This window comes from Hydrogenophaga taeniospiralis, assembly GCF_020510445.1.
Taxonomy (GTDB): domain Bacteria; phylum Pseudomonadota; class Gammaproteobacteria; order Burkholderiales; family Burkholderiaceae_C; genus Hydrogenophaga.
In genome coordinates this window covers 1,489,560-1,515,894 of record NZ_JAHBAG010000001.1, presented here as the reverse complement: position 1 = coordinate 1,515,894, position 26,335 = coordinate 1,489,560, and the positions used below count along the sequence as shown (strand labels likewise).

General features: G+C 66.1%; 19 protein-coding genes. 9 read left to right on the top strand and 10 right to left on the bottom strand.

Annotated elements, in window-relative coordinates:
* Positions 1-290: 290 nt before the first annotated feature.
* The 6 genes from KIH07_RS07370 to KIH07_RS25540 all read right to left on the bottom strand — a co-directional run bounded on the left by KIH07_RS07370 (position 291) and on the right by KIH07_RS25540 (position 8,952).
* Positions 291-1,559 carry an esterase/lipase family protein gene (locus KIH07_RS07370; protein WP_226491353.1) on the bottom strand — a complete coding sequence of 423 codons (1,269 nt, stop codon included), beginning with the start codon at positions 1,557-1,559 and terminating at the stop codon, positions 291-293.
* Positions 1,556-3,520, bottom strand: a complete 1,965-nt coding sequence (locus KIH07_RS07365; protein ID WP_226491352.1) for a PAS domain S-box protein — start codon at positions 3,518-3,520, stop codon at positions 1,556-1,558. Before KIH07_RS07365 ends, KIH07_RS07370 begins: the two co-directional genes overlap by 4 nt.
* A 3-nt stretch (positions 3,521-3,523) precedes the next feature.
* Complete coding sequence (locus KIH07_RS07360) at positions 3,524-4,108, bottom strand: YfiR family protein (protein WP_226491351.1); 585 nt, start codon at positions 4,106-4,108, stop codon at positions 3,524-3,526.
* Entirely contained in the window at positions 4,108-6,576 is a 2,469-nt protein-coding gene (locus KIH07_RS07355; protein WP_226494641.1) for a TonB-dependent siderophore receptor, read from the bottom strand. The genes KIH07_RS07360 and KIH07_RS07355 overlap by 1 nt, the downstream gene beginning before the upstream one ends.
* Positions 6,577-6,823: 247 nt before the next feature.
* On the bottom strand, positions 6,824-7,606 hold the full coding sequence (locus KIH07_RS07350; RefSeq protein WP_226491350.1) for a hypothetical protein: 783 nt from the start codon (positions 7,604-7,606) through the stop codon (positions 6,824-6,826).
* Positions 7,607-7,689: 83 nt separating this feature from the next.
* Positions 7,690-8,952 carry a pseudouridine synthase gene (locus KIH07_RS25540; RefSeq protein WP_413465714.1) on the bottom strand — a complete coding sequence of 421 codons (1,263 nt, stop codon included), beginning with the start codon at positions 8,950-8,952 and terminating at the stop codon, positions 7,690-7,692.
* 178 nt (positions 8,953-9,130) lie between these two features.
* Between KIH07_RS25540 and KIH07_RS07340 the strand changes: the two genes are divergently transcribed.
* Entirely contained in the window at positions 9,131-10,279 is a 1,149-nt protein-coding gene (locus KIH07_RS07340; protein ID WP_226491349.1) for an ABC transporter substrate-binding protein, read from the top strand.
* 59 nt (positions 10,280-10,338) lie between these two features.
* Here KIH07_RS07340 and KIH07_RS07335 read toward each other — a convergent pair whose 3' ends face one another.
* The 3 genes from KIH07_RS07335 to KIH07_RS07325 are packed head-to-tail and all read right to left on the bottom strand — an operon-like array spanning position 10,339 to position 15,570.
* Positions 10,339-11,064: a Crp/Fnr family transcriptional regulator gene (locus KIH07_RS07335; protein ID WP_226491348.1), complete on the bottom strand. Its 726-nt coding sequence runs from the start codon at positions 11,062-11,064 to the stop codon at positions 10,339-10,341.
* Positions 11,065-11,104: 40 nt separating this feature from the next.
* Positions 11,105-11,995 carry a UbiA family prenyltransferase gene (locus KIH07_RS07330; protein WP_226491347.1) on the bottom strand — a complete coding sequence of 297 codons (891 nt, stop codon included), beginning with the start codon at positions 11,993-11,995 and terminating at the stop codon, positions 11,105-11,107.
* Positions 11,992-15,570 (bottom strand): glycosyltransferase family 39 protein, encoded by a 3,579-nt coding sequence (locus KIH07_RS07325; RefSeq protein WP_226491346.1) that lies wholly within the window; start codon positions 15,568-15,570, stop codon positions 11,992-11,994. Before KIH07_RS07325 ends, KIH07_RS07330 begins: the two co-directional genes overlap by 4 nt.
* A 197-nt stretch (positions 15,571-15,767) precedes the next feature.
* Between KIH07_RS07325 and KIH07_RS07320 the strand changes: the two genes are divergently transcribed.
* From KIH07_RS07320 to KIH07_RS07285, 8 genes are all read left to right on the top strand, one after another.
* The gene (locus KIH07_RS07320; protein WP_226491345.1) at positions 15,768-17,714 is read left to right on the top strand and encodes an AMP-dependent synthetase/ligase; all 1,947 of its coding nucleotides are present in this window, start codon (positions 15,768-15,770) and stop codon (positions 17,712-17,714) included.
* Positions 17,711-18,493, top strand: a complete 783-nt coding sequence (locus KIH07_RS07315) for an ABC transporter ATP-binding protein (protein ID WP_226491344.1) — start codon at positions 17,711-17,713, stop codon at positions 18,491-18,493. The genes KIH07_RS07320 and KIH07_RS07315 overlap by 4 nt, the downstream gene beginning before the upstream one ends.
* 155 nt (positions 18,494-18,648) lie before the next feature.
* The gene (locus KIH07_RS07310) at positions 18,649-19,578 is read left to right on the top strand and encodes a branched-chain amino acid ABC transporter permease (RefSeq protein ID WP_226491343.1); all 930 of its coding nucleotides are present in this window, start codon (positions 18,649-18,651) and stop codon (positions 19,576-19,578) included.
* 33 nt (positions 19,579-19,611) lie between these two features.
* Positions 19,612-20,688 (top strand): branched-chain amino acid ABC transporter permease, encoded by a 1,077-nt coding sequence (locus KIH07_RS07305; protein WP_226491342.1) that lies wholly within the window; start codon positions 19,612-19,614, stop codon positions 20,686-20,688.
* A gap of 75 nt (positions 20,689-20,763) precedes the next feature.
* Complete coding sequence (locus KIH07_RS07300; RefSeq protein ID WP_226491341.1) at positions 20,764-22,101, top strand: ABC transporter substrate-binding protein; 1,338 nt, start codon at positions 20,764-20,766, stop codon at positions 22,099-22,101.
* Positions 22,102-22,321: 220 nt separating this feature from the next.
* On the top strand, positions 22,322-23,134 hold the full coding sequence (locus KIH07_RS07295) for an ABC transporter ATP-binding protein (protein WP_068167498.1): 813 nt from the start codon (positions 22,322-22,324) through the stop codon (positions 23,132-23,134).
* Between the two features lie 123 nt (positions 23,135-23,257).
* Positions 23,258-24,511 (top strand): phenylacetate--CoA ligase family protein, encoded by a 1,254-nt coding sequence (locus tag KIH07_RS07290; protein ID WP_226491340.1) that lies wholly within the window; start codon positions 23,258-23,260, stop codon positions 24,509-24,511.
* A 134-nt stretch (positions 24,512-24,645) separates the two neighbouring features.
* The gene (locus KIH07_RS07285) at positions 24,646-25,629 is read left to right on the top strand and encodes a tripartite tricarboxylate transporter substrate-binding protein (protein WP_226491339.1); all 984 of its coding nucleotides are present in this window, start codon (positions 24,646-24,648) and stop codon (positions 25,627-25,629) included.
* 236 nt (positions 25,630-25,865) lie between these two features.
* Here KIH07_RS07285 and KIH07_RS07280 read toward each other — a convergent pair whose 3' ends face one another.
* Positions 25,866-26,192, bottom strand: a complete 327-nt coding sequence (locus KIH07_RS07280; RefSeq protein WP_226491338.1) for a DUF1840 domain-containing protein — start codon at positions 26,190-26,192, stop codon at positions 25,866-25,868.
* Positions 26,193-26,335 lie beyond the last annotated feature (143 nt).

Genomic DNA, 26,335 nt, shown 5'->3' with positions numbered 1-26,335 from the left:
TGGCCAACTCCAGGCGTTCATACGGCACCTGGGCACGCGAGTGGGAAATGTTGTCACGCCCCGACGAGGACGAGCCCAGCGGCCGATCTTTCAACACGTGACAAACCCACCTGCAATCGACTGGCCTGCTGCACGCGGGCCGGCCTGCCGTTGCCGCATCGATCTCGGTGCAGGGCCGCACCAAATCCTCGAACAGTTGCTGATCCCGTTGCACTGACATTTGATGACTCTGGTCCATGCACACACCAAAGCCAGTCCCGTGCCAACTTCGCCGGGAAAAACTCAGCCTCTCAGGCCGTGGGTACCAGCCAGTGCAGGAGCTGCTGCGCCACCGCCGGGCTGGAAAGCAGATCCAGGTGGCCGGTGCGGTAGACGATGCGCTGGCTGTCCTTCGCAAACACCAGCCGGCGCGCCGGATCGTCGTGCTGGCCCAGCGCGCTGCGCAAGGGCACCAGCCCGTCGCCGGTCAGCCGGTCCGCGAGCAGCCCACGCTGGCCGGCCAGGGTCGCCGCGACGGCGAAGCAGGCCACGCCTTCGGGCAGTGGCAACACAAGGCGGTGGTCCTCCGGCGAAGCAAAGCGGTCGCGCCCCTGCCAGTCGGCGTCCTGCACGTGGCCGTGCCGCAGATCGGTAATGCCGGCGCTGCGCAATTTGCCCAGCCGGGCAAAGGGCGCGGTGAACGGCGTGGCGGCCAGCAGCAGGTCCACCCCATGGCCCGCGCGCTCCAGCGGCGCGCCGTGGTGCGGCGTGCCCAGGAACACCAGCTCACGCAACAGCCCCGGCCAGTGCAGGCCCGCCCTGCGCGCCACCTGCACCGCGGACCGCGCCACCAGCCCCCCCATGCTGTGGCCCAGGAGGGTGATGCGCTGCAGCGGCACCGGCCAGGCCGCCACCAGTTGCTCCAGCATCAGCGCCAGTTCGCGCCCGTTGACCGAGGTGTGCAGACCGCTGTTGTAGCGCAGGTAAACCGGGGTGCAGCCCAGCGCCTGAGCCAGATGTTCACCGTGGTCGTGCCCGGCGCGGCGCCACTGCGTGTCGTTCATGCACAGGCCGTGGATCAGCAGCACGAGGTGCGGGCTCGCGTGGGTGCCGAGCTGCGCCGCCAGCACCGCCGACGGGTCCAGCGCCAGCGTCTCGCCGCCCCGGCGCAGCGCCATGGGCCAGGCCAGCGGGTTGTGCGCGGCCTGCAACCTGTCGCCCAGCACCCCATTCAACGCCGCCAGCACCGCCTCGCGCTGGGGCGAGGCCTCGGGGTGCGTGGCCGGGTCGTCCAGCAGCGGCAGCAGCGCGCCCAACAACGCGTCGGTGGCGTGGCCCACCAACCGCGTCGCACCGCGCACGCCCTGGTACACGCGCCCGGTCACCCCCCCGGTCTGCTCTGGCTCCGCCCCGCTGGCCAAGCCCAGGCGATGGCGCACCGACTGGTGCACCCCCTCGGCCATGTTGATCACACCCTGCGCCGCCTGCGCGGCCAGCTGCACCGCGGCCTTCAGGTCGGACGGGCGGATGTGGCGCAGCACGGCGCGTTTGGGGGTGTCGGGTGGGGTGAGAGCGGTCATCTGGTCTCGCTTTCGACGGGTGCCATCAGGCCCTCGCGCGTGGGACAGGGTTGTGACACCGCCGCCTTGCTCGGCGCGATCGGTGCGGCCGCCATCGGTTTTTCCCGCGGGAGCGAGAAGAAGAAGGTCGCGCCGACGTCCACCTTGCCTTCGGCCCAGGTCGTGCCGCCGTTCCGGGAAACGACGCGGTGCACGTTGGCCAGGCCGATCCCCGTGCCTTCGAATTCCTTGAAGCTGTGCAGGCGTTCGAAGACGCCGAACAGTTTGTTGGCGTACCGCATGTCGAAGCCGACGCCGTTGTCGCGCACAAAGACGACCGTTTCGTTCTCGTGGCCGGACTGGTCGGGCAGACAACCGATCTCGATGGCCGTCTGCTCGCGCGTCTGGGTGAATTTCAGGGCGTTTGAAATCAGATTGGCCAGCACGACCCGCAGCATGGCGCGGTCGCCGACGACCACCGGCAGCTCCCCGATGCGCCAGTGGATGGTCCGGTCCTTGGCCTCCGGCTCGAACTCGTGGATGACGTCCTTCACCAGGGCACCCAGATCGACCGGCCCTTTGGTCATTTCCTGGCGGCCCATGCGCGAGAAGGACAGCAGGTCGTCGATCAACGTCCCCATGCGTTTGACCGCCCGGGAGATGGTGTCCATGTAGTGCTGGCTCTGCGCATCGAGTGTGGCGGCCAACTCCTCCTTGAGCAGGCCGAGAAATCCGTCGATGTGCCGCAGCGGCGAGCGCAGATCGTGCGAAACGGAGTAGGCGAAGGCTTCCAGCTCCTTGTTGGCCTCGGTCAGCTGGGCGGTGCGTTCGGCGACGCGCTGTTCAAGTTCCAGGTTGAGCTGGTGGATTTCTGCTTCCACCTGTTTGCGCTCGGTGAGGTCGTAGATCAAACCCACGAATCCGGTGATGCCGCCGCCCTCGTCCCGCAAGGCGGTGACGGACAGATTCGCCGGTACGCGGGCCCCGTCCTTGCGGGTGACGGTCCATTCCCTTTCCTCGGGCAGGCCGTGGCGCGGGCGGGCCGCGAACGCCTCGAATCCCGGCGCGATCGTCTCGCCCAGATCCGAGGACAGGTACCGGGCATGCTGCGCCACCTCTTGGGGGTCGTGCCAAAGCGCGGGCGTGTGCTTTCCGGCGACCTCGTCGGCGGTGTAACCCAGCAGGCGCTCGGCGGCCGGGTTGAAGCTAGTGACGGTTCCCTCGGGCGTGACCGAGATGATGCCGTAGGCCGCGTTGGCCAGAATCGCGCGCTGGAAGGCCGCCAGCCGGCGCAGGTCGTCTTCCCGCTGCTGGATGCCATCGAGCATGGCGTTGTAGCTCTGGCCGAGCCGGGCCAGCTCGTCGGCACCGGAGACCGGGATGCGGTGCGTGTAGTCCGCCCCGGCGCGAACCCGTTCGGTCGCTTCGGTCAGCGAAGCGATGGGCCGCACAATCGTTCGGCGCAGCACCGCCATCTGGACCAGCGTGGCGGCCAGCAGCACGAGCATGCCGGCGCCAAAGATCCACATGGCCTGATGCGTCTGCTCGCTGAGTTGCTCCAGCCCCATGCTGATGCGCAGGCGCCCTCCTTTCGGCAGACCTTGCAGCAGTTGCGCGGCATCGGAGCCGAGGTAGATGCCGTCCGGCTTGTCTGGCAGCGACCGCAGCATGGCGTCCGGCGTGCTGCTGAAGCCGGCCAGGCGACGCCCGTCGTCCAGGACGATTTCCGCCTCCCGGATCTGTGGGTTCGTTCGCAGGGTGTCGAGAATCTCCTGCGCCCGAACGGGGTCGGCGAAGGCCACGGCCGCGTCGGTGCCGACGGCGACCATTTGCGCATAGGGCTCCATGATCTGCCGGGCGCGAGACTCCAGGGTCAGGGCCTGGTAGAGCAGCAACCCGGCGCCCGCCGCGACGAACGCCAACAGGGCCGTCCCCCAGAGGACCAGCGTGAGCCGCTTGTGGATGCTCAGGTGGCCGAACATGGGCTACCTCATCCGCCGGACCACGCCGTTGTCGAGCACCTCGCTGGAGACCTCCAGCATGCGGGTCTGGATGGTCAGCGCCGCGATCCGGGCCTGGTCCAGGTTGATGCTCAGGCGCACCCGGTCATCGACCTCAAAACGGATGGTTCCCCCTTCGCGCAGGAATTCCGGCGCGTCGCCGACGGTCAGCACCGGCTTGTTCTTCAACTTGTCGAGCACGGCACGGCGCCGGGTGTCGTCTTTGTAGGCGAGAAAAACCATCTGGCACGACGGCAATTGGTCCAGCGTCTCGGCGCGGAAGACCTCGAATGAGCGCCCCTGCTCCGTGCGCCCCTTCAAGCTCGTTTCCAGAATGTCGCCAAAAGGATCCGGCCCCAGGACGCAGATGTGCCAGGGCGTGCTGCTGTTGGGAAACGCATCGGCCGGCCAACCAACGTAGTGGGCGAAATTGCGCAGGAAGGCGGCCTTGACCCGGTTCGGGTTGGCCAGCGCCAGTTCCTGGCTGGCGACCAGACCCGGCAGATGCAGCATCCACAGCAGTGCGATGACCCACAGTTTGAGAACGGTTCTCATGGATTTGGTCGGCATCAGAACCTGGCCACGTAGGTAAGCTGGAACTCCCGAGGGCGTCCGCGCGTGCTCTGCGAAGGCCGGTACTTTTCGTTGGTGAGGTTTTTGCCCATGAGATCAATGCTCATCCGCCGGCCGTTGGATTGCCACCCATAACCGATGCCGGCGTTGACGAGCGTGTAGGTCTGGCGTGCCGACGCCGGCCCGTCGGGCAGGATGGTCTGGTCGCGCACGAAGTTGGCGCCGCCGACGACGTAGAGCCCCTGCAGTCCGCTCTGTGTGAAGTTGTAGCGCGTCCAGAGGTTGGCGAGGTGGGGCGCGCTCATCTGCAAGGGCGCGTTGTGGAAGCGCAGCACGTTCTTGTAGTTCGCCAGCCCGGAGGCGTCGAGCGTCGCCGGGTCCTGGGCGAGGATGGCGGCGTCGTGGCCGCTGAACTCGGTGATGCGGGCGTTCATGCGGCTGTAGGAAACATACAGCTGCCAGTTGTCGGTCAGCGCGGCCGTCGTGTCCAGCTCGAAACCGCGCGAACGCTGTTCGCCGCTTTGCACGTTGTAGATGGCCACGTTGCCTTGTGCATCCGTGACGGCCAGATCGTTGACGATGTTCTTGTTGCGGATGTCGAAGAACGTGAGCGTGCCGGAGAGTCGGCCGTCCAACAGGTCGGCCTTGAGACCGATGTCGTGGCCGCGCCCCCGGGTGGGTTCGGCCGCTCGACTCGTTCCGTCGGGGTTGCGGAGGATTTGCGTGCCGGGAACGAAGGACTCGGCGTAGGAGGCGAATGCGGAGAGCCCGGGGGTGAACTTGTACAGCACGCCGTACTGGGGCGTGACCGCGCTGGCGGTGATCTTGGCCTGGGACAGACCGGTCAGGTGGTTGACCAGCTGGCTTTCCGTCGCGGTCTTGCGCCAGCCCGCGAGCACGAGCAAGCGGTCGCCGAAGAAGCCGAAGGTCGAACCGCCATGGACCGACTTGTCGACATAGTCGGTGGTCGTGTCGGTCGCGTTTGCCGTCAGCGCGGAGAGTGGAATCGCGCCATCGCGGTTCCAGGTGGCGGGGTTGCTCAAGTCCCAGAGCGGCAGCGGCGACGCGGTGGGATCGCTGCCGAGCGCCGGGTCGTTGGGCGCCTGCGCGGCCCGGTTGTCGAAACGGCGGCGGCTGTACTGCGTGCCGACCAGCAGGCGCAGGCTGGTGTCGCCGAAGGTGTATTTGCCGACGGCCTGGGCCTCGTAGGTGTCGTCGAGGTTGGTGTACGTCTGGAACCTGACGCGGCGACCCTGCATGAGGGTGGCGTTGTTGGCCATGCCGAGGTTGCCGGAGAACAGCGCGTCAACCTCGTAGGACTGGCGGGCGTAGCCCGCGCGCAGGTTCCAGTGATCGTTGGCCTTGACATCGATCCATGTGCTCAGGCCGTTGGTTTCGCTGCGGCGATGGTCCGCGTTGGACATGCTGTTCCAGTTGTCCGGCAGGCCGGGCACGTCGACGCCGGAACGGTTGGGGTCGGAGGCGGTCGGCACGATGCCGGCCTGGGTGTTGTAGCCGGGCTTCTGCATGACCTGCGGACTCTCGACCTTGAGGAAGTGCTCGTACTTGACCGATACACTGACGCGGTCGTTGGGCTGCCAGAGCAGGGAGGGCGAGATGTTCCGGGAATGGGCGTCGTAGGGCTTCCAGTAGTGCATGTCCTGGTCGTGGGAAGCCGCGATCCGGTAGAAAAGCGTTTTCGACGCCGGCCCGGTCACGTCGGCATCGAATCGGTACTGGCCATAGGAGCCGTAGCGCGCATCGGCGGTGGCGGCGAACGTCGGCTGCGGGGTCTTGGTGATGACGTTGACGATGCCGCCGGGAGCCACTTGCCCGTAGAGAAACGAGGATGGGCCCTTGACCACTTCCACGCGCGAGATGTTGGTGAAGTCGAAGATCGAAGGACCGTGGAAGCCGTCGCGCAACACCTGAACGTTGCCGGGCGTGGCACTGACGGCGAAGCCGCGGATGGCGAGGTTGGCGTTGCCCTCGTTGAAGTCGTTGCTGCGGTACGTCACGCCCGGCGAATAGCGCGCGATGTCGAAGAGGTTTTGCGGATTCTGGTCCTGAATGAAGGACTCGGTGAACGCCTGGATGGCGAACGGCAGGTCCCGGATCGGCGCGTCGAAACGCGAACCGGACACCGAATTCGAGGCCCGGTAGCCTTGGTCCAGATGCGTGGAAACCTCGAAGGGTGAAACCCTGACGTTGACCAGCTCCCCGATGTCCATGCCGGCCACGTCCATCGCCGGGCTCCCCGCCGATGCGAGCCGGACGGCGCTGGTCGCCATGGCATCTGGCAGCGGCCACAGCAACAAGCCCGGCGTCAAAACGACCGCAACCGCCGCGCGCGCACCACGTCTGGACACCCCCGGGCCGGACAAGCCGTCGGTACCACGCGCCAGGCGTTCGATCATTCGTTTGTCATTCTTGGCGAGGCCCTTCACGAGCAGGAGTGCCTTCATCTCAAGCACGATCGGTCTCCTCGGTACGGTTGGGTCGGCATCCACCTGGAAAAAGCTCGGGTCCTCACCTGGGCGGCGCTGATGCACACCGTTTCATTTTTTTACAGTCGCAGTATCCTCCTGCCAGCCTTGTTACACAATGCCGAAACTACAACTTATGGCTTCTGCGCATGCGTGAACCCAGGCCGCCGCACCGACTGGCCCACCCTATCGATGACGTTGAGCACGCCTAGCGTCGCCTGCAAGCCTATGGCGCGGAAACCCCGCTTCGCACCACCTCGCCAATAGAACGCGCGCCCGGCGCGTAAGCTGCCATGCCCGCTCCCGCAGCTGCCAGGAAAATCGCGGTGGCGAGGAAAGGAAGCACCGTGCGCCGCACAGCTGTGGGCAACCAGTGTTCTGAATCGTCCCCACGAACGTAGCGGTACAAGGCATACGACAGCGCACCGTCCACCAGTACCTCGGCCAGCAGCGTCGGCGCAATGTAGATCACGTACAGCGAGGCGAAGGCCAGCCCCACCGCCATCACAACCGCCAGCAGCGGAATCGCCAGCTCGTCGGCTTCCGCGATGGCCCCAGCCGCATCGCCCATCTCCGACCCCAGACCTGGGCCGTCGTCCACCGAGGAGCCGGCTCCATCAAAGCTGGCATTCGCACCGCCACCGCCAAAATCGCCACCGCTTCCACTTCGGATCGGTGCGGCGGACTCCGCACCACTGCCGCATCCCGAGCCCGAACCAGACGGAGACGAAAAGTCCGGGACATCGACGTAGTCATCACGATTGGTCCTGAGCCACAACCAGATCAGGAACAGAAACATGACGTAGGCCGACAGTACCGCCGTCGGATATCGAATGGCCATGCTCTCCACGCCTTGACGCAACAGCAGGAAAGACGAGAGCAACCCGAAAGCACCTGTCAATGTCGCGATCAAGGTCATCTGCAAACGAGGGTAGGACTCAGCCTCCAGTTTGCGTTGGGCTTGCTGGATGGCGTGGGAGCGGACAAAGATGCGGTGGCGTGGTGGCATTCTTTGGATGAACGATGAAGTCGCCGGTGGTCGTCAGATGAGTCAAGTACCTTGATCGAATCGGAGCCATTGTTTGAAAGCGATCAAAAACTCTCCCCCGCCCCCAGATACCGCCACTGCCCCACCGGCAGATTGCCCAGCACCACGTTGCCGATGCGGATGCGCTTCAAGCCCACCACGTGCAGACCCACCTGTTCGCACATGCGGCGGATCTGGCGCTTCTTGCCTTCCTTCAATATGAACCGCAATTGCTCGGGGTTCATCCAGTCGACCTGCGCAGGCTTCAATGGCTGCTCGTCCAGGCTCAGGCCGTGGCGCAGCAGGGCCAGCTTGTCGGCGGGGAAGACGGCCTGCACGTTCTGCGTGACCACGCCTGCGCCTTGCGGGCCGTTGGGTGCGTAGTGCACGCGCACCAGGTATTCCTTTTCGATGCCGCTGCTCTCGCCGATGAGCTGGCGCGCGATGCGGCCGTCTTGCGTGAGCACGAGCAGGCCGACGGAGTCGATGTCGAGCCGGCCGCAGGGCGCGAGGCCGCGGGTGTGTTCGGGGGCGAAACGGCGGCCATCGGCCGGGTGGCGGGCGTCGCCCCGCCACTGGCTGGGCGCGCCGATCAGCGTGGCGGCGGCTTCGTGGCCGTCTTCGGGCTGGCCGCTCACGTAACCCATGGGCTTGTGCAGCAGGATGGTGACCTGCCCGGCCTGCTGGTGGCGCGCCTGGGGCAGCACCTCCACCTGGGCGTCGGGCGCCACGGGCATGCCCATGACGGCGGGTTCGCCGTTGACCAGCACCCAGCCGCGCGCGATCCATTCGTCGGCCTCGCGGCGCGAACACAGGCCGAGGTCGGCCATGCGTTTGTTGAGGCGGATCTCGCCGCGCACGTTGCCGACGCGGGCGAGATCGGGCCGGTGGGGCTGCGGCAAGCGCGGTGCAGCGGACGGGCCGCGCTGCGGACGGTCTCCCGCCCCATGGGGTTGTGGGTCGCGCGGGTCGGTGCGGCGCGGGGCCGGGCGCTCGCTCCAGCCGCGGTCGTCGCCGCGCGGGCCGGCGGCTGGGCCGGAACGCGGGCGGTCGCCGGTGGGGCGCGGGCCAGCGGGCCGGTCGCTGCCCGGGCGGTCTGCGCCATAGCGCGGGCGCTCGTTGCGCTCGCTTTCGGTGCCGGCGCGCTTGGCGCCGAAGCCCGGCGAGGGCTCACGCGGCGGCTTGGGCGCGGAGGCGGAAACCGATTTGGCACGGGCCGGGCCGGGCGGGCGCACGGGCGCGCGGCGCGGCGCGAAGGGGTCGGCCGGGGTCTTCTTCGCAGCGCCCGGGTTGAGCTTGAGCGTGCTGGGCTTTTTGTCGGTGGTCATGGGGGGATCATCCCAGATTGACTCCGGTGTCCGCAGGCTCGGCGCCAGGCGGCGAGCCGAGCGCGAATGCGGGAATACCACGACTCCAATTGTCGTCAGAACGACAAAATAACGCCAATTAATACGGGATGATGCGGCCTCCCTGGGCCCCACGGCCTCCAGCCATCGAGGAGACAACATGCAACACCCCCCATCCCGCATCGCCCGGCGCCAGCTCCTGGCCGCCGCCGTCGGCCTGCCCTGGTTGGGCATCGGCCACGCCCAGGCACAGGAAGGCGCGCTCAGGATCGCGCAGTCCATCGCGCTCACCGGTCCGCTGGGCGATCTGGGCTCGGCCATGCACTTGGGCGCCAAGGCCGCGTTCGGGGCCCTCAATGCGCGCGGCGGCGTGCACGGCCGCGCCATCGAACTGGTCACGCAGGACGACGCCTACGACACGCCCAAGGCCCTGGCCAACGTGGATCGTTTCCTGGCCGAGCGCGACACCTTCGCCCTGTTCAACTGCATGGGCACGCCCATGATCGAGGCCATGCTGCCCAAGGTGATCGACAGCGGCATTCCCTTCTTCGCACCGTTCACGGGCGCGCAGCTCAGCCGCGTGAAAACCGCCCGCAACGTGTTCAACATCCGCGCCAGCTATGCCGACGAGACCGAGAAGCTGGTGCAGCACCTGTCCACCATCGGCATCCGGCGCCTGGGTGTCGTCTACCAGAACAATGCGTTCGGCAAAGAGGTGTTCAACGCCGCCAGGCAGTCCATGGGCCAGCTCCAGTTGCCCGAGGCCATTTCCGTCACGGTGGAGAACAACGCCTCGGACGCGGGCGCCGCCGCCGACAAGCTCGCGCAGGGCAACCTGGATGCCATCGTGATCGGCCTGGCGGGCAAGCCCACGCTGGAGTTCGTCAAGGCCTTCCGAGCGCTCCAGCGCGGCGTGACGCTGTATGCGCTGTCGGTGATGGGCTCATCCGCCACCGTGAAGGCGCTGGGCGCCGACGCCACGGGCATGGCGATCTCGCAGGTGGTGCCCCTGCCCACCAATGCGGTCATGCCGGTGGTGCGCGACTTCCAGGCCGACTGGAAAGCATCGGGCGCTTCGGCGGAGCCCTCGCACCTGGCGCTGGAGGGCTACATCAACGCCCGCGTGTTCGCCGAGGCCCTGGCGCGCGCCGGGCGCAACCCCACGCGCGCGGCCTTCATCGACGCGACCTGGAACCTCAAGAAGTGGGACCTGGGTGGCTTCGAGATCAACGCCAGCACGCCCGAACGCAACGCCTCGCGTTTCGTGGAACTGACACTGGTGGGGCGCAACGGGCGCTTCATCCGCTGATGAGGAAACACCCCGATGCGGGTGGCCCGCGGCGCCACGGAGAACCGAGGCACAGAGCCTCATAACTCGCCGCTGCGCAGCGCTGGCAGATCGAGCACGCGCAGGCCGCCGTATTCCACCCGTATCCAGCCTTTGTCCGACAGCGTGGACAGCGCCTCGTTCACCCGCTGGCGCGACAGCCCCACCAGGTAGGCCAGCTCCTGCTGGGTGATGCGCAGGATGTCGCCCACGTTGGGCGAAAGCAGCGGGTGGAACAGGGCGGCGAGGTTGCGCGCCACGCGCAGGTCGGGGTTGTTGATGCGGTCGATCTCGCGCGCGGCGATGAACTGACCCAGCCGTTCGTTGAGCTGGTGCATGACGAAGCGGTTGAAGCCGAGCGAGTGGTCGAGCAGCCAGTCGAAGGTGTCCACCGGCAGGCCGGCCACACGGCTCTTGCGCAGCGCCTGGATGTTGTAGCGGTAGTGCTCGTGCTTGAGCACGGTGCCTTCGCCGAACCAGCCGCCGGGCGCCACGCCGGTGAAGGTGATGACCGGCCCCATGGAGTCGTCGTTGCTCATCTTGAGCAGGCCATCGACCAGACCAAACCAGTAGGTGACGGGCCGCCCGATGCGGCAGATGTATTCGCCGGCCAGCACTTCGCTGACCACCAGCGCAGCACGCGCGCGCTCGCTCTCGCTCGCGGTGAGGCTGTGCAGCCAGGGGATTTCCGCCAGCTCCTGGGCGGTGGGTGGGCGGGCGCGTTCGCGCAACGCGGAGCCGGGGCGCAGGGGGGTCAGTGGAGCCATGGCAGGGATCCTGTCACTCGTGGTTTCAATGTCGGCGGTTTCACGTCAAAAGCACGGAAACGATCATGACGGCGCCAATGCCCGCATACAAGGCGCGGTACCGTATCTGCAGCCGGCGCACGCTCTCGAACGGCAGGCCCTCACGCATCGCCTGCAGCGTCCAATGGAAATGCAACGGGTAGAGCGCGGCGACGAAAAAGGCCAGCTCTTGCGGCACGGCTCCGCCCATGGCCAGCACGATCAACAGGGCGTCGGCGAACGTGAAGAGCACGAAACCGGCGATGAAGCTCCGCCTCTTGCCGAATGTCACGGCATTGGTTTGAATGCCGTTGGCCTGGTCGGCCTCGCAATCGCGAACCTCCTGTGTCAGGTGCCCCGCGCCGAAGATCACGGCAAAGAACAGCCCAATCTGCAAGCCATGGACGTCGGGACTTTGAAACACCGAATAGCCCAGCAAGAAGTGCAGCACCCCACTGACCAGATGCAGCAGTGAGCTGGCCAGCGGGACACCCTTCATGTACACATGCGGGACGGAGTAGAGGGCACTCGCGACGGCGATCATCAGACCGATGCCCAGCGTCGCCGGACCCAGCTGGCCGAAAGCCACCAGGCTCAGCAGCAGCAGGATCAGCAGCAAAGCCGCGATCTCTTGGCGCCGAACGCCGCGGTTCAGGAACACGCCGGCCGATCGGGCGGGATCACGGAGATCCTGGTGGATGCCGGCCCAATCGTTGAGCAAAAAGACGTGGGCCACCAGAAAGGCGTTTCCCACCGCCAGCAGCAACAGCGCCGCGGCGCTCTGCATCGTGAGGTGGTTCATCGCAAACACCGCGCCCAGCAGGGGCGTGCCCTGAAGAACCAGGACCTCGTCGAACCGGATGCACGACAACAGACGCAGCAGCCACCGGGCGCCTTTGGGACGATCCGTCATGGTGATTTCCGAAGGATTCGACCACCGTCGGCGACACGGTCTTTGTCGCTGTCGTTGTCGGGGGCCGCCAGAAGGCCGAGACGCACGCTGTCCAGATACAGCCTCAACCAGAGGGCATGGCCCACGTCTTCCGACCAATAGAACCTGCGCACCGAGGCCGTGAGATCGTTGTGGTACAGCAAGGGCGGGTTCTGCCTCACCGGCGCAAAGCCATCCCTCGACAGTGCTTGCAGCAGATGGACCACCTGCGCCGAGGTGGGCGCGTGGTCCCGGCCGCCCTCCAGCTGCTGCAGCATCTGGCTCGCAGCCAACCAGATCGCCTGTCCTTCCACGGTCGTTTGTGAACGCGATGGCGGCAGTGGCACCTCGCAGCCCGCGGCTTTCAGGTCGGCCTGGCGCATGACGGGCACCAGCGGCGCCCTGTCGTAGTAGACCCAGAGGCGGTCCTGGTCGATGGTTTGGCGAAGCGCCGTGCAGAGCGCACGGGCCGCCGGTGGGTCGGCCTGGGCCAGCCACATGAGCACATGCATCTGGATGCCCACGTCGGTGGGATTCGGGTTGGCACCGGGGTCGATGCATTGGTACTCACGCCGCTGCCCCAGCCAGGTCTTGTACAGGCCTTCGGCCGTGCGGTACCGCCGCAGCGTCTCCAAGGCCGGCGATCGCAACGCATCGGCACCGGGGGCGATCCGCCAGACCAGTGCGGTGTCGTCGGCATCGGGCGTGATCGTGCACAGCCCGTGCGCGGCCATGGCACGGGTGCCTGGCCGGCCGTGGTATCGAACGAGTCCGCCGGCTTCGATCTGGCTGCGCAGATGGGTGCGGGCCCGCTCCAGGCCTCCGCCAAGCCCCACGGGGTCACGCCTGGATCCCAGCAGGTCGACCATCATCGACGTGACGTAGGTGTTCATTTCCTCCGTCGGCTCGTCAAACTGCGCCTCGCTGGTGTGCGAGGTGAGCCAATAGCCATCGGCCTGCTGCCGGCGGTTGATCAGGCCCACCGCCTGGCGTGCGCTGCGGGCCAGGTCATCGCTCCCAGTGCTGCGGGCGTTTTCGCCGACCTGGCCCGGCGAATCGGGGCGAATGTCGTCCACCGCGGCCACGGGCACCGCTTCGATGCGAACCTCGTGAAGACCGACCACCAGGCCCCTGGGGTCGCCATTGGGCAGCGGACGGATCGTGGCGGCATCCACGGCAAAGAGGTCGATGAGGTTTCGCCCCGCATGGAGACGGGTGCGCAACACGATGGCCGCCTCGCCCTGGAAGCGGTGCTCGTCCCCAACGGGTATGCCGTCGTGGAGCACCATGACCCTCCTGCCGGGCGCGTCCAGCCCGGGGCCGGGGGACACCTGGAACCGGAAGTCCACGTCGCGATCCTGCCGCGACCACAGCGCGAACCCCAGGCCTTCGGCAGACCCCTGCCCCATCCACAGGTATCCGCCCTCGCTGCCCCCTGGGTTCTCGACCGGCCAAGCTGTCTCCAGCAGGGTCGGATCGATGCCCACCTGGGTTTTGAGGGTGTCGTCGACTTTGATCAAGGGCGCAGCGGGCGGGGCTTCCGTGGTACTGAACGGCCACTCATCCATTGCCGCGGCGCCACTCACCTCAAACAGTCGCATGTGGGGTGTCTTGAGATGGACGGCCTTCAGCCCTGCTTGCGCGGTCAGCCACGTCACCATTTCGCGGGTATCGAGGGCGGGAAACCACTTGAACACCACCCGCTTTTCGTCCTGGATCAGCACGTGGCTCACTTGTTCCGATGCGATCAACCGGCGCATTCTTGCCGGATCGAAAGACCCTGTGCCCCAGGGGATCACGGCGTTGGCATAGTGGGCCTCGGGCAGGAAGAGCGGATAGTCGCGGGCGTGCTGATGCCCCACAAAAAGCACACGAGAGCCGGGTGGCATGAGCGCCCCCACCACTTCGTCAAAGGGTTCGTTGACCACCCTTTCCGAAACAGGCACGGCAATGGCCTGCACGGCAGCGTCAGCCCGCCCCCGGATAGGCTGGTACACGCCATACGCGACCACCCCCGCGATGAGCAGCTGCGCGAGCTTTCTCCTGCTGGAGAGGTACGGCGCGATCAGTGCGATGCCCATGGGCAACGCCAAGGCATAGGGCCCCACGAGAAACCGCCCCGGCACCTCGGACTGGACCATCCACCGCGCGCCGAAGAGGATGGCTCCCAGCAATGGAATGGCCAGCAACGCGTGTGCCGAAACAGCCGTCAGCCTCACCCGGGGCCAGGTGGTCAACACGTTGCGGATCAAGAGTGGCACCGCCGTCAACAGCACGGGAATCCACAGCAGCCCCCACAGTGAAAACCGGGTGGAATGCTCCGGCAATGAATACGCGAACCGGCCGGGCCAGGGGCGATCGTTTTCGTCGGCCAAGGGCACGCCAGCGCCCATGGCCGAGATGAATCGGTTGGCGGCGCCACTGAAGTGGCTTCGCGTTTCGGCCGAAGCAGGCACGTCGGGCAGCTCCCACAGCAAGGATGCAAAGCGGACGGCGTGCGTGTACATCACCCTTGGCGAGACATCGGCCTGGATGATGCGCCGAACCTCACCCGGCCCCAGCGGGTGGTGGTAGAGGGCGGTGTTGAATGCCAGTGGAATGAGCAGCGAACTCAAAAGACCCGCGCCCACCAGACCGGCAGCGAAAGGTTTCAACCGCGTGGCGAACGAAAACGGACCGGGCGCCCACCACACGATCAGCAACAGGCTGGGAAGCAGCGACAGGGGAAAGGACCTGACGTTGATGCTCAGGACCGCGAACACCCCCAGAAAGAAAAATTTCGCCTTTGCCTCCTCAGCTCCCGCGCCAATGGAAACGGCCCAATAGGCAAGCCCCAGCAAGGCAACGATGGACCAGATTTCCGGCTTGAGTCCCACCGTACTGGACGCAATGAGAGGGGTCGAGATCAGGATCAGCACACCGACCAGGGCCACCGTCTGGCTCAGCTTCAGCGTGCGCAAGAGAACGTACTGGCCGACCGATGCCAACGGGAGCGCCAACCAGAAGACCAGACGGCCCACTGCCTCGGTTTTCGTCAGCAGCACCGGCCACAAGAAGAACAGTTCACTTCCGAAAGGAACGATCGTTTGCCGGATGTTGTGCGTGTCAAAGGGAAAGACCGTCTGGTGCTGAATCCAGTAGATGACCCGTGAGGCGTGGTACATCCTCTCGTCGTAACCCTGAAGGGGGGTCGCCACCTGCACCACCATCGACACCAGCGACATACCGCAGATGGCACTCAGCGCCAAGCCCCCCCAGAGCGAGAGCCCCGACACGAACGCTGCGAGTCTTGAATACCACCGGCTCCACGCCATCCCCGTTGGCCGGCGCGGACCGCCCGTCAACAGCACCGTGACGGCGCCAACGAGCACCTGAACCAGCACCCACATCGACGGGGTCAACTGGTGAACCAATGAAGTCAGGCTGGTGATCGCACCGACCTGCAGCATCACGCTGGCGACAAAGATCCAATAGCCGTCGGCCGGTGAACGGGCGAAGCACGAGGCCCAGCGCAGCGAGACCCAGACCGTCAACAGCAGAGAGAGGAAAAACAGCATGCATGCCCTTCGGGAGGCGGTTTTTGTGGGACTTCCCTAGGGAAAGTCCTAGGAGGGCAGACCCTTCAATTGTCGTCGTACCGACAACACAACGTCAAACATCTGCCTAACATCGCGCCCAGAATGATTCAAACCTGGGGTGCCCACAGACCCCGGAAGCGGTCTGCCACGACCCTCGGACTCAGGAGACTTCGGCAATGCAAAACACTTTCCCCCGGCTCTTGCTGGACCACGCGAAACGCCGCCCGGGCGCGGCGGCGATGCGTGAAAAGGAATACGGCATCTGGCAGACCACCACCTGGGCCGCCATGGCGCAGCTGGTCGAGGCGATCGCCTGCGGCCTGCACCAGGCCGGCCTGCAGCGCGGTGAACACATGGTGGTGATCGGCGCCAACCGGCCCCGCCTGTACGCCACCATGCTGGCCGCGCAGTCGCTGGGCGCCATTCCCGTGCCGCTGTACCAGGACGCGGTGGGCGCCGAATGCGTGTTCCCGATCAACAACGCCGAGGTGCGTTTCGCGGTGGTGGAAGACCAGGAGCAGGTGGACAAGATGCTCGAAATCCGCGACCGCTGCCCGCAGCTCTTGCACATCTACTACGACGACCCGCGCGGCCTGCGCAACTACGACCAACCCGGCCTGGGCGCGCTGGAAGAACTGATCGGCGCTGGCCAGGCCTTCGCGAAGATCCACACCCAGCTGTTCCAGCAGCAGGTGGACATGGCCCAGCCCGACGACGTGGCCGCGATGTTCTTCACCAGCGGCACCACCGGCAACCCCAAGGGCGTGGTGCACACGCACAACACGCTGATCGACCGCGCGGCCGTGGGCGCGCGCTTTGACAAGCTGACCGAAAACGACGAGGTGCTGGCCTACCTGCCGCCCGCCTGGATCGGGCAGAACATCTTCAGCTACGCGCAGTGGCTGGTGGCCGGCTACGTGGTGAACTGCCCGGAGTCGGGCGCCACCGTCACCATCGACCTGAAGGAAGTCGGGCCCACCTATTACTTCGCGCCGCCGCGCGTGTTCGAGGGCCTGCTCACCACGGTGATGATCCGCATGGAAGACGCGGGCGCGATCAAGCGCAAGATGTTCCACGGCTTCATGGACGTGGCGCGACGCGTCGGCCCGGACAAGCTTGACGGCAAGCCGGTGGGCCTGCTGGACTCGATCAAGTACGCGCTGGGCAATGTGTTCGTCTATGGCCCGCTGCGCAACAGCCTGGGGCTCTCCCGCGTGCGTGTGGCCTATACCGCGGGCGAGGCCATCGGGCCTGATCTGTTCAGTTTCTACCGCTCCATCGGCATCAACCTCAAGCAGCTCTACGGCTCGACCGAGACGGCCGTGTTCGTCTGCCTGCAGCCCGACAACGAAGCGCGCGCCGACACCGTGGGCGTTCCCTGCGAGGGCGTGGAGATCAAGCTGAGCGAGACCGGCGAGATCCTGGTGAAATCGCCCGGCCTGCTCAAGGGCTACTACAAGAACCCCGAGGCCACGGCCGAGGTGTTGACGGCCGACGGCTGGTACCACACCAGCGATGCGGGCTTCATCGACGCCTCGGGCCACCTGAAGATCATCGACCGCGTGAAAGACGTGGGCCGCATCAAGGGCGGTGCCAACGACGGCGCCATGTTCGCGCCCAAGTACGTGGAGAACAAGCTCAAGTTCTTCTCGCACATCAAGGAAGCCGTGGCCTACGGCGACCAGCGCGAGAAGGTCTGCGCGATGATCAACATCGACTTCGAGGCCGTGGGCAACTGGGCCGAGCGCCGCAACCTGCCCTACGCCGGCTACACCGACCTGGCGCAGAAGCCCGAGGTCTACGAGCTGATCCGCGAGTGCGTGGAGAAGGTCAACGCCGACCTGAGCCGCGACGAGCTGCTGGCCGGCAGCCAGATCAGCCGCTTCCTGGTGCTGCACAAGGAACTGGACGCCGACGACGGCGAACTCACGCGCACCAACAAGGTCCGCCGCGGCTTCATCGCCGACAAATACAGCGTGCTGGTCGACGCCCTGTACAGCGGCAAGACCGAGCAGTTCATTGAAACCCAGGTGAAGTTCGAAGACGGCCGCACCGGCAGCGTGAGCGCCACGCTGAAGGTGGACGACGCCAGGACCTTTGCACCCGTGAAAGCTGCGGCATGACCAAAAAGATTGGCGACGTCATCCTCGACGTGCAAAACATCAGCCTGCGCTTTGGCGGCGTGAAGGCCCTCACCGACATCTCCTTCAACGTGAAGGAGCACGAGGTGCGCGCCATCATCGGCCCCAACGGCGCGGGCAAGAGCTCCATGCTCAACTGCATCAACGGCGTGTACCAGCCGCAGGACGGCAGCATCAGCTTTCGCGGCCAGACCTTCAAGCACATGAACAGCCGCCAGGTCGCCGAGATGGGCATCGCCCGCACCTTCCAGAACCTGGCGCTGTTCAAGGGCATGAGCGTGATCGACAACATCATGACCGGGCGCAACCTGCGCATCAAGAGCAACCTCTTCCTGCAGGCGCTGCGCCTGGGGCCGGCCCAGCGCGAAGAAGAGCAGCACCGCGAGTTCGTCGAACACATCATCGACTTCCTGGAAATCCAGGCGCACCGCAAGACACCCGTGGGCCAGTTGCCCTACGGCCTGCAAAAGCGCGTGGACCTGGGCCGCGCGCTGGCGATGGAGCCGCAGGTGCTGCTGCTGGACGAACCCATGGCCGGCATGAACCTGGAAGAGAAGCAGGACATGAGCCGCTTCATCCTCGACGTGAACGACGAGTTCGGCACCACCATCGTGCTGATCGAACACGACATGGGCGTGGTGATGGACATCAGCGACCGCGTGGTGGTGCTCGACTACGGCAAGAAGATCGGCGACGGCACACCCGACGAGGTGCGCAACAACGAAGAAGTCATCAGCGCGTACCTCGGCACATCACATTGATGGGACAGACCATGTATCAGAACAACACACCAGTCCATGTGAAGGAGCGCCAACCCAGGGCGCCGCAGAACCGGCTCTGCCGGGCTGCCAGCGCCGCCCCCTTGAGGGGGGATGCGGCTACGCGCAGCGAGCAAGCAACGGGGGAGAGATAAGCCATGGCTTTTTTTCTTGAAACATTGCTGGGCGGCCTCATGGCCGGCATGCTGTATTCGCTGGTGGCGCTGGGCTTCGTACTGATCTTCAAGGCCTCGGGCGTGTTCAACTTCGCCCAAGGCGCGATGGTGCTGTTCGCGGCGCTGGCCATGGCCCGCTTCTCCGCCTGGATCCCGCAGTGGCTGGGCCTGGAGAGCAAGCTGATCGGCAACGTGCTGGCCTTCGCGCTGGCGGCGGTGCTCATGTTCGCGCTGGCCTGGCTGATCGAGCGCCTGGTGTTGCGCCATCTGGTGAACCAGGAGGGTGTGACCCTGCTCATGGCCACGCTGGGCATCACCTACTTCATCGACGGCCTGGGCCAGACGCTCTTCGGCTCGGACATCTACCAGATCGACGTGGGCATGCCCAAGGACCCGGTGTTCCTGTTCGAGGGCACCTTCGAAGGCGGCGTGCTGGTCAACCTGGAGGACGTGTACGCCGCCTGCGTGGCCGCGCTGCTGGTGGCCGTGCTCTCGCTGTTCTTCCAGAAGACCGGCACCGGCCGCGCCCTGCGCGCGGTGGCCGACGACCACCAGGCGGCGCAGTCCATCGGCATCCCGCTCAACCGCATCTGGGTGATCGTGTGGTTCGTGGCCGGCATCACCGCGCTGGTGGCCGGGATCATCTGGGGCTCCAAGCTGGGTGTGCAGTTTTCGCTGACCACGGTGGCGCTGCGCGCCCTGCCCGTGATCATCCTGGGCGGCCTCACCTCGGTACCCGGCGCCATCATCGGCGGCCTGATCATCGGCGTGGGCGAGAAGCTCTCCGAGGTCTACCTCGGCCCCTACGTGGGCGGCGGCATCGAGATCTGGTTTGCGTACGTGCTGGCGCTGGTGTTCCTGCTGTTCCGGCCGCAAGGCTTGTTCGGCGAAAAAATTATTGACCGCGTGTGACCGCACAACGAAAACAAAGAAAGGGCTCGCACCATGTTCTATCGTGAAAACGGTCAATTCAAGACCTCCTACCGCGCCGACCAGCAGATCTTCCCGATCGCGCAGGACCGCTGGGCCATCCTCGTGCTGATCGCCTTCGCCTTCATCGGCGTGCCGATGCTGGCCGACGAGTACCTGTTCCGCGCCATCCTGATCCCGTTCCTGATCCTGGCGCTGGCCGCGCTGGGCGTGAACATCCTGGTGGGCTACTGCGGGCAGATCTCGCTGGGCTCGGGTGCCTTCATGGCGGTGGGCGCCTACATGGCCTACAACACCTACATCCGCATCGAGGGCATGCCACTGATCATCGCCCTGCTCTCGGGCGGTTTCTTCGCCACGCTGGTGGGCATGTTCTTCGGCATCCCCAGCCTGCGGGTGAAGGGGCTGTACCTCGCGGTGGCCACGCTGGCGGCGCAGTTCTTCTGCGACTGGGCGTTCCTGCGCATCGGCTGGTTCACCAACAACAACGCCTCGGGCTCGGTCTCGGTGTCCAACCTGCAGGTGTTCGGCCTGTCCATCGAAACGCCGCTGCAGAAGTACCTGTTCTGCCTGGCCTTCCTGGTGGTGTTCGCGCTGCTGGCGAAAAACCTGGTGCGCTCGGCCATCGGCCGCGAGTGGATGGCGATCCGCGACATGGACGTGGCCGCCGCGGTGATCGGCATCCGCCCCATGTACGCCAAGCTCAGCGCCTTCGCGGTCAGCTCGTTCATCGTGGGCGTGGCCGGCGGCCTGTGGGGCTTCGTGCACCTGGGCTCGTGGGAGCCCGCGGCCTTCTCCATCGACCGCTCGTTCCAGCTGCTCTTCATGGTGATCATCGGCGGCATGGGTTCCATCATGGGCAGCTTCTTCGGCGCGGCCTTCATCGTGGTGCTGCCCATTTTCTTGAACCAGTTCCTGCCCGCCCTGGGCGCGCTGCTCGGCGTGGAGATTTCCACCGCCGCCGTGTCCCACACGGAGTTCATGGTGTTCGGCGCCCTGATCGTGTGGTTCCTGATCGTGGAGCCGCACGGGCTGGCCAAGCTCTGGAGCATCGGCAAACAGAAACTTCGCCTCTGGCCCTTCCCGCACTAGACGCGCTCCGGCGGTGCGGTTGTTTTTCGGTTGGTTTTTCAGTGTGTGTTTGAACGTTCCTATAGGAGACAAGTGATGAAAATGCGTAATCTGGTTCTCTCCGTGTCACTGGCCTGTGCCGCCCTGTCGGGTGCCGTGGTCCCGACGGCTGCCATGGCCCAGGCCAAGGAGCAGTTCTTTCCCTCACTGGTGTACCGCACCGGCGCCTACGCGCCCAACGGCGTGCCCTTCGCCAACGGCTACGCCGACTACCTCAAGCTCACCAACGCCCGCGGCGGCGTCAACGGGGTGAAGGTCTCGTTCGAGGAGTGCGAAACCGGCTACGCCACCGACCGCGGCGTGGAATGCTACGAGCGCCTGAAGGGCAAGAACGGCGGCGCCACGGTGTTCCAGCCGCTGTCCACCGGCATCACCTTTGCCCTGACCGAAAAGGCCCCGAGCGACAAGATCCCGCTGATCACCGCCGGCTATGGCCGCAGCGAGTCGGCCGACGGCGGCGTGTTCAAGTGGAACTTCCCGATTGCCGGCACCTACTGGGTGGCGGCCGACGTGCTGATCCAGCACATCGCCAAGAAGGAAGGCGGCTACGACAAGCTCAAGGGCAAGAAGATCGCGCTGGTCTACCACGACAGCCCCTACGGCAAGGAGCCGATCCCGTTGCTGCAGGAACGCGCCGCCATGCACGGCTTTTCGCTGAGCCTGCTGCCCGTGACCCACCCCGGTGTGGAACAGAAGGCCACCTGGCTGCAGATCCGCCAGAACCGCCCCGACTACGTGCTCAACTGGGGCTGGGGCGTGATGAACTCCACCGCGCTGAAGGAAGCGCAGGCCACCGGCTACCCGCGCGAGAAGATGTACGGCGTGTGGTGGGCCGGCGCCGAGCCCGACGTGAAGGACGTGGGCGCGGGCGCCAAGGGCTACAACGCCATCACCATGCAGCACGGCACCGAAACCGGCTCGGCCGTGGTCAAGGAGATCCTGGAAAAGGTGCACGCCAAGGGCCAGGGCACGGGGCCCAAGGACGAAGTGGGCCAGGTGCTCTACATGCGCGGTCTCATGAGCGCCATGTTCGCGGTGGAGGGTGTTCGTGCTGCGCAGGAGAAGTATGGCAAGGGCAAGGTGATGACGGGCGAACAGGCGCGCTGGGGCTATGAAAACCTCAACCTCACGCAGGCCAAGCTCGACGCGCTGGGCTTCAAGGGCGTGATGCGCCCGATCTCCACCAGCTGCCAGGACCACATGGGCGCGGCCTGGGCCCGCATCCACACCTGGGACGGCAGCAAGTGGGCGTTCAGCAGCGACTGGTACCAGGCCGATGAACAGATCATCAAGCCCATGGTCAAGGCCGCGGCCGACAAGTACGCGGCCGAGAAGAAGCTGACCCGCAGGACGGGTCAGGACTGCCAGAGCTAAGCCCACCCCCGCCGCATGAATTGACCCACCCTCGCCGCGCTTCGCGCGCCCCCCTCAAGGGGGCGATGCCAGCCGTCCGGCAAAGCCGGCCCGGCGGCATCCTCGGATGGGTCACCTCACTCGCGGCGGATAGGTTGAAAAGTGATCGCGGCTGGTTCGCCAGCCGCCATCCACAAGACCGGCACGCCGCGTCTTGTGAATGGTTCACGAGGAACACACCATGAGCACCACTCCCAACATCGTTCTCAACGTCAACGGCATCGAGGTCATCTACAACCATGTGATCCTGGTGCTGAAGGGCGTTTCGCTCAACGTGCCCGAAGGCAAGATCGCCGCCGTGCTGGGTGGCAACGGCGCGGGCAAGACGACCACGCTGCGCGCCATCTCCAACCTGCTCAAGGCCGAGCGCGGCGAGGTCACCAAGGGCAGCATCGAGCTGCGCGGCGACCGCATCGAAAACCTCACGCCGGCCGATCTGGTGAACCGCGGCGTGGTGCAGGTGATGGAGGGGCGGCATTGTTTTGCCCACCTGACCATCGAGGAAAACCTGCTCACCGGCTCCTACACCCGCACCGACAAGGGCGAGATCGCGGCGAACCTGGAGAAGGTCTACAACTACTTCCCGCGCCTGAAAACGCGCCGCACATCGCAGGCGGCCTACACCTCGGGCGGCGAGCAGCAGATGTGCGCCATCGGCCGCGCGCTCATGACCAACCCCAGCGTGATGCTGCTCGACGAGCCCTCGATGGGCCTGGCGCCGCAGATCGTGGAAGAGGTGTTCGAGATCGTGAAAGACCTCAACACCAAGGAGAAGGTCACCTTCCTGCTGGCCGAGCAGAACACCAACATGGCGCTGCGCTACGCCGACTACGGCTACATCATGGAATCGGGCCGCATCGTGATGGACGGCGCCGCGGCCGACCTGCGCAACAACGAAGACGTGAAAGAGTTCTACCTCGGCATGGGCGGCGGCGAGCGCAAGTCGTTCAAGGATGTGAAGAGCTACAAGCGCAGAAAAAGGTGGCTCGCGTAGCGAGCACCCCCGCGCCGCCTTCGGCGTCACCCCCTCAAGGGGGCAACGCGAGTGGCCCGGCGAAGCCGGTTCCACCGCGTTCTCGATTGAAGACACCTCCCTCCAACTTTTGTCGCTACTGCCATGTCCAAATTCTTCGATGCTCTGGAAACCCGCTCCCCCGACGAGCGTGAGGCGGCGCAGATGGCGGCGCTGCCGGTGCAGGTCGCGCATGCGCAGGCGAACAGCACCGCGTTTGCCGAGCTGCTGAAGGGGGTGGACACGGCCGGCGTGAACAGCCGGGAAGCGCTTGCGCGCCTGCCGGTGACCCGCAAGCACGAACTGCTGGACATGCAAAAGGCATCGCGCGCCGCGGGCGGCGATGCCTTTGGGGGGTTTTCGACCCTGCTGCGTGGCCCCGCGATGCCGCGGGTGTTTGCCTCGCCGGGCCCGATCTACGAACCCGAAGGCGCCACCAAGGACTACTGGCGCGCCGGCCGCGCCCTGTTTGCCGCCGGCTTTCGCGCGGGCGAGTTGGTGCACAACAGCTTCAGCTACCACATGACGCCCGGCGCCTTCATCCTGGAGTCGGGCGCGCACGCGGTGGGCTGCACCGTGTTCCCGGCCGGCACCGGCCAGACCGAACAGCAGCTCGACGCCATGCTGGCGCTCAAGCCCGACGGCTACACCGGCACGCCCAGCTTCCTGCGCATCCTGCTGGAGAAAGCGGCCGAAAGCGGCGCCGACATCCGCAGCCTGAACAAGGCCTCGGTCGGTGGCGAGGCCTGCCCGCCGAGCCTGACGGCCTGGTTCAAGGAACAGGGTGTGGACGTGTACCAGACCTACGCCACCGCCGACCTCGGCCTGGTGGCCTACGAGACCAGCGCGCGCCAGGGCCTGGTGCTGGAAGAAGGCGTGATCGTCGAGATCGTGCGCCCGGGCACGGGCGACCCGGTGCCCGAGGGCGAGGTGGGCGAGCTCGTGGTCACCAGCCTGAACCCGGCCTACCCGCTGATCCGCTTCGGCACCGGCGACCTGTCCGCGATCTTGAGCGGCACCTGCCCCACCGGGCGCACCGCGCCGCGCATCAAGGGCTGGATGGGGCGCGCCGACCAGACCACCAAGATCAAGGGCATGTTCGTGCACCCTTCGCAGGTGGCCGAGATCGTGCGTCGTTTCCCCCAGGTGGGCAAAGCCCGGCTGGTGGTCAGCGGCGAAATGGCCAACGACCGGATGAGCCTGCTGGTCGAGACCACGGACAGCACCGACGGTCTGCGGGAGCAGCTGGAAGCGGTGGTGCGCGACGTCACCAAGCTGCGCGGTGAGATCCAGGTGGTGAGCCCGGGCAGCCTGCCCAACGATGGCAAGGTGATCGAGGACGCGCGCAGTTATCGGTAGTCCGCCTGACCGGCCATGACATCGCTCAAACACAGGGTTTCCCCCGAGTGCTGGATACGTACTTCCCGCGATTTCTGCCCCGCGCCCAGGGACTACGATTCAGCGTCGAATATTCAACCCATAGGAGCATTTGCATGAACAAGATCCTGGCCTTTGCCTTGACCGCTGCCGTCTCGTCGGGCGCCTTCGCCCAGGACTTCCCCAGCAAGCCCATCACCCTGGTGGTGCCCTTCGCTGCCGGCGGTCCCACCGATCTGGTCGCCCGCCAGCTCGCCGAAGCCATGCGCAAGCCCCTGGGCGGCGCCACCGTGGTGGTGGAAAACGCCGCCGGTGCCGGCGGCACCATCGGCGCCACCAAGGTCGCGCGCGCCACGCCCGACGGCCACACCCTGCTCGTTTGGCACATCGGCATGGCCGCCACCACCAGCCTGTACCGCAAGCAGCAGTTCAAGCCGCTGGAAGACTTCGAGTACCTGGGCATGATCAACGACGTGCCCATGACCCTGCTGGGCGCGCCCAAGCTGCCGGCCAAGACCTACCGCGACTTCGAGAACTACATCCGCGCCAACGGCGGCAAGCTCAACCTGGCGCACGCTGGTCTGGGTTCCGCTTCGCACCTGTGCGGGCTGATGTGGCAGTCGGCCGTGAAGCTGGACAAGTCCATGACCACCATCGCCTACCGTGGCACGGGCCCGGCCATGAACGACCTGATCGGCGGCCAGGTGGACGTGATGTGCGACCAGACCACCAACACCACCAGCCAGATCGAAGCCGGCCGCGTCAAGGCCTTCGCCGTGACCACGGCCAAGCCCCTGTCCAACCACAAGCTGCTCAAGGACTACCCCTCGCTGCAGGAAATGGGCCTGAAGGGCTTCAACCTGACCATCTGGCACGCCATGTACGCCCCCAAGGGCACGCCGGCCGACGTGACCAAGAAGCTCAACGACGCCCTGATCGTCGCGCTGAAGGACCCCGAGTTCATCAAGCGCCAGGAAGCGCTGGGCGCCATGGTGGTGAACGACAACCGGGTGACCCCGGCCGGTCACAAGGCCTACGTGGCCGGCGAGATCACCAAGCTCAAGACCGCCATCGAGGCGGCCGGCCAGTTCGCGGACTGAACGCGACCCACCCTTGCGGCGCTCTGCGCCGTCCCCTCAAGGGGACGATGCCAGTGGCCCGGCGGAGCCGGTTCCACGGTATCCACTGGGTCAAGGCCCGCGCGCCGGTGAGGCGAGGGGCGACATGATCCCGATCCGGGTGGTGGATTCCATCACCGAACTGCAGCCCGCCGACGCGGACTGCATTGCTTTGAGCGGTTCACACGGGGGTTTGAACTCGGCCTGTGTGCCGGCGCTCAGACGCCCCAGACCACCTCGACACCCGCCTTCTCGCAGCGCTGCAGCATCTCGATGAAAGGCGCGCTGCGCATGCGCAGGCTCACCGGGTCGAATTCGGGGGGCGGCTCGCCCCGGGCCGCGGCCTCTTCGATCAGGCGCTTGTGTTCGGACTCTTCGTGCGCCACGGCGTCGCGCAGCGCCTGCACGGCCCCCGACATCTGCTCGGGCGACACGATGCCCGGGTTGCCCGGGTCCTTGCCCAGGATTTCGAGCATGCGCTTGCCGTGCGGCTGCAGCATCACCAGGTCGCCGGTTTCCCGGGATTTGAATCGGTACAGGGACATGATGCTCTCCTTGGTGTCAGTGAACCCATTCTCCACCAAACCCCCGCCGCCGCATCCGGTAGAACCACCAGCCCGTGCGCGGGGTCCCGGGGCCGGTGCTCACACCTCGGTTGTAGCGAAACCGCCGGGCAACGGACTACGGG

Excerpts from the sequence above, each read along its gene's own strand:
- KIH07_RS07320 (WP_226491345.1), top strand. The coding sequence starts at position 15,768 with ATGCAAAACACTTTCCCCCGGCTCTTGCTGGACCACGCGAAACGCCGC.
- KIH07_RS07315 (WP_226491344.1), top strand. The coding sequence starts at position 17,711 with ATGACCAAAAAGATTGGCGACGTCATCCTCGACGTGCAAAACATCAGC.
- KIH07_RS07295 (WP_068167498.1), top strand. The coding sequence starts at position 22,322 with ATGAGCACCACTCCCAACATCGTTCTCAACGTCAACGGCATCGAGGTC.
- KIH07_RS07340 (WP_226491349.1), top strand. The coding sequence starts at position 9,131 with ATGCAACACCCCCCATCCCGCATCGCCCGGCGCCAGCTCCTGGCCGCC.
- KIH07_RS07305 (WP_226491342.1), top strand. The coding sequence starts at position 19,612 with ATGTTCTATCGTGAAAACGGTCAATTCAAGACCTCCTACCGCGCCGAC.
- KIH07_RS07335 (WP_226491348.1), bottom strand. The coding sequence starts at position 11,064 with ATGGCTCCACTGACCCCCCTGCGCCCCGGCTCCGCGTTGCGCGAACGC.
- KIH07_RS07290 (WP_226491340.1), top strand. The coding sequence starts at position 23,258 with ATGTCCAAATTCTTCGATGCTCTGGAAACCCGCTCCCCCGACGAGCGT.
- KIH07_RS25540 (WP_413465714.1), bottom strand. The coding sequence starts at position 8,952 with ATGACCACCGACAAAAAGCCCAGCACGCTCAAGCTCAACCCGGGCGCT.
- KIH07_RS07310 (WP_226491343.1), top strand. The coding sequence starts at position 18,649 with ATGGCTTTTTTTCTTGAAACATTGCTGGGCGGCCTCATGGCCGGCATG.
- KIH07_RS07370 (WP_226491353.1), bottom strand. The coding sequence starts at position 1,559 with ATGACCGCTCTCACCCCACCCGACACCCCCAAACGCGCCGTGCTGCGC.
- KIH07_RS07350 (WP_226491350.1), bottom strand. The coding sequence starts at position 7,606 with ATGCCACCACGCCACCGCATCTTTGTCCGCTCCCACGCCATCCAGCAA.
- KIH07_RS07325 (WP_226491346.1), bottom strand. The coding sequence starts at position 15,570 with ATGCTGTTTTTCCTCTCTCTGCTGTTGACGGTCTGGGTCTCGCTGCGC.
- KIH07_RS07300 (WP_226491341.1), top strand. The coding sequence starts at position 20,764 with ATGAAAATGCGTAATCTGGTTCTCTCCGTGTCACTGGCCTGTGCCGCC.
- KIH07_RS07330 (WP_226491347.1), bottom strand. The coding sequence starts at position 11,995 with ATGACGGATCGTCCCAAAGGCGCCCGGTGGCTGCTGCGTCTGTTGTCG.
- KIH07_RS07365 (WP_226491352.1), bottom strand. The coding sequence starts at position 3,520 with ATGTTCGGCCACCTGAGCATCCACAAGCGGCTCACGCTGGTCCTCTGG.
- KIH07_RS07360 (WP_226491351.1), bottom strand. The coding sequence starts at position 4,108 with ATGCCGACCAAATCCATGAGAACCGTTCTCAAACTGTGGGTCATCGCA.
- KIH07_RS07285 (WP_226491339.1), top strand. The coding sequence starts at position 24,646 with ATGAACAAGATCCTGGCCTTTGCCTTGACCGCTGCCGTCTCGTCGGGC.
- KIH07_RS07355 (WP_226494641.1), bottom strand. The coding sequence starts at position 6,576 with ATGAAGGCACTCCTGCTCGTGAAGGGCCTCGCCAAGAATGACAAACGA.
- KIH07_RS07280 (WP_226491338.1), bottom strand. The coding sequence starts at position 26,192 with ATGTCCCTGTACCGATTCAAATCCCGGGAAACCGGCGACCTGGTGATG.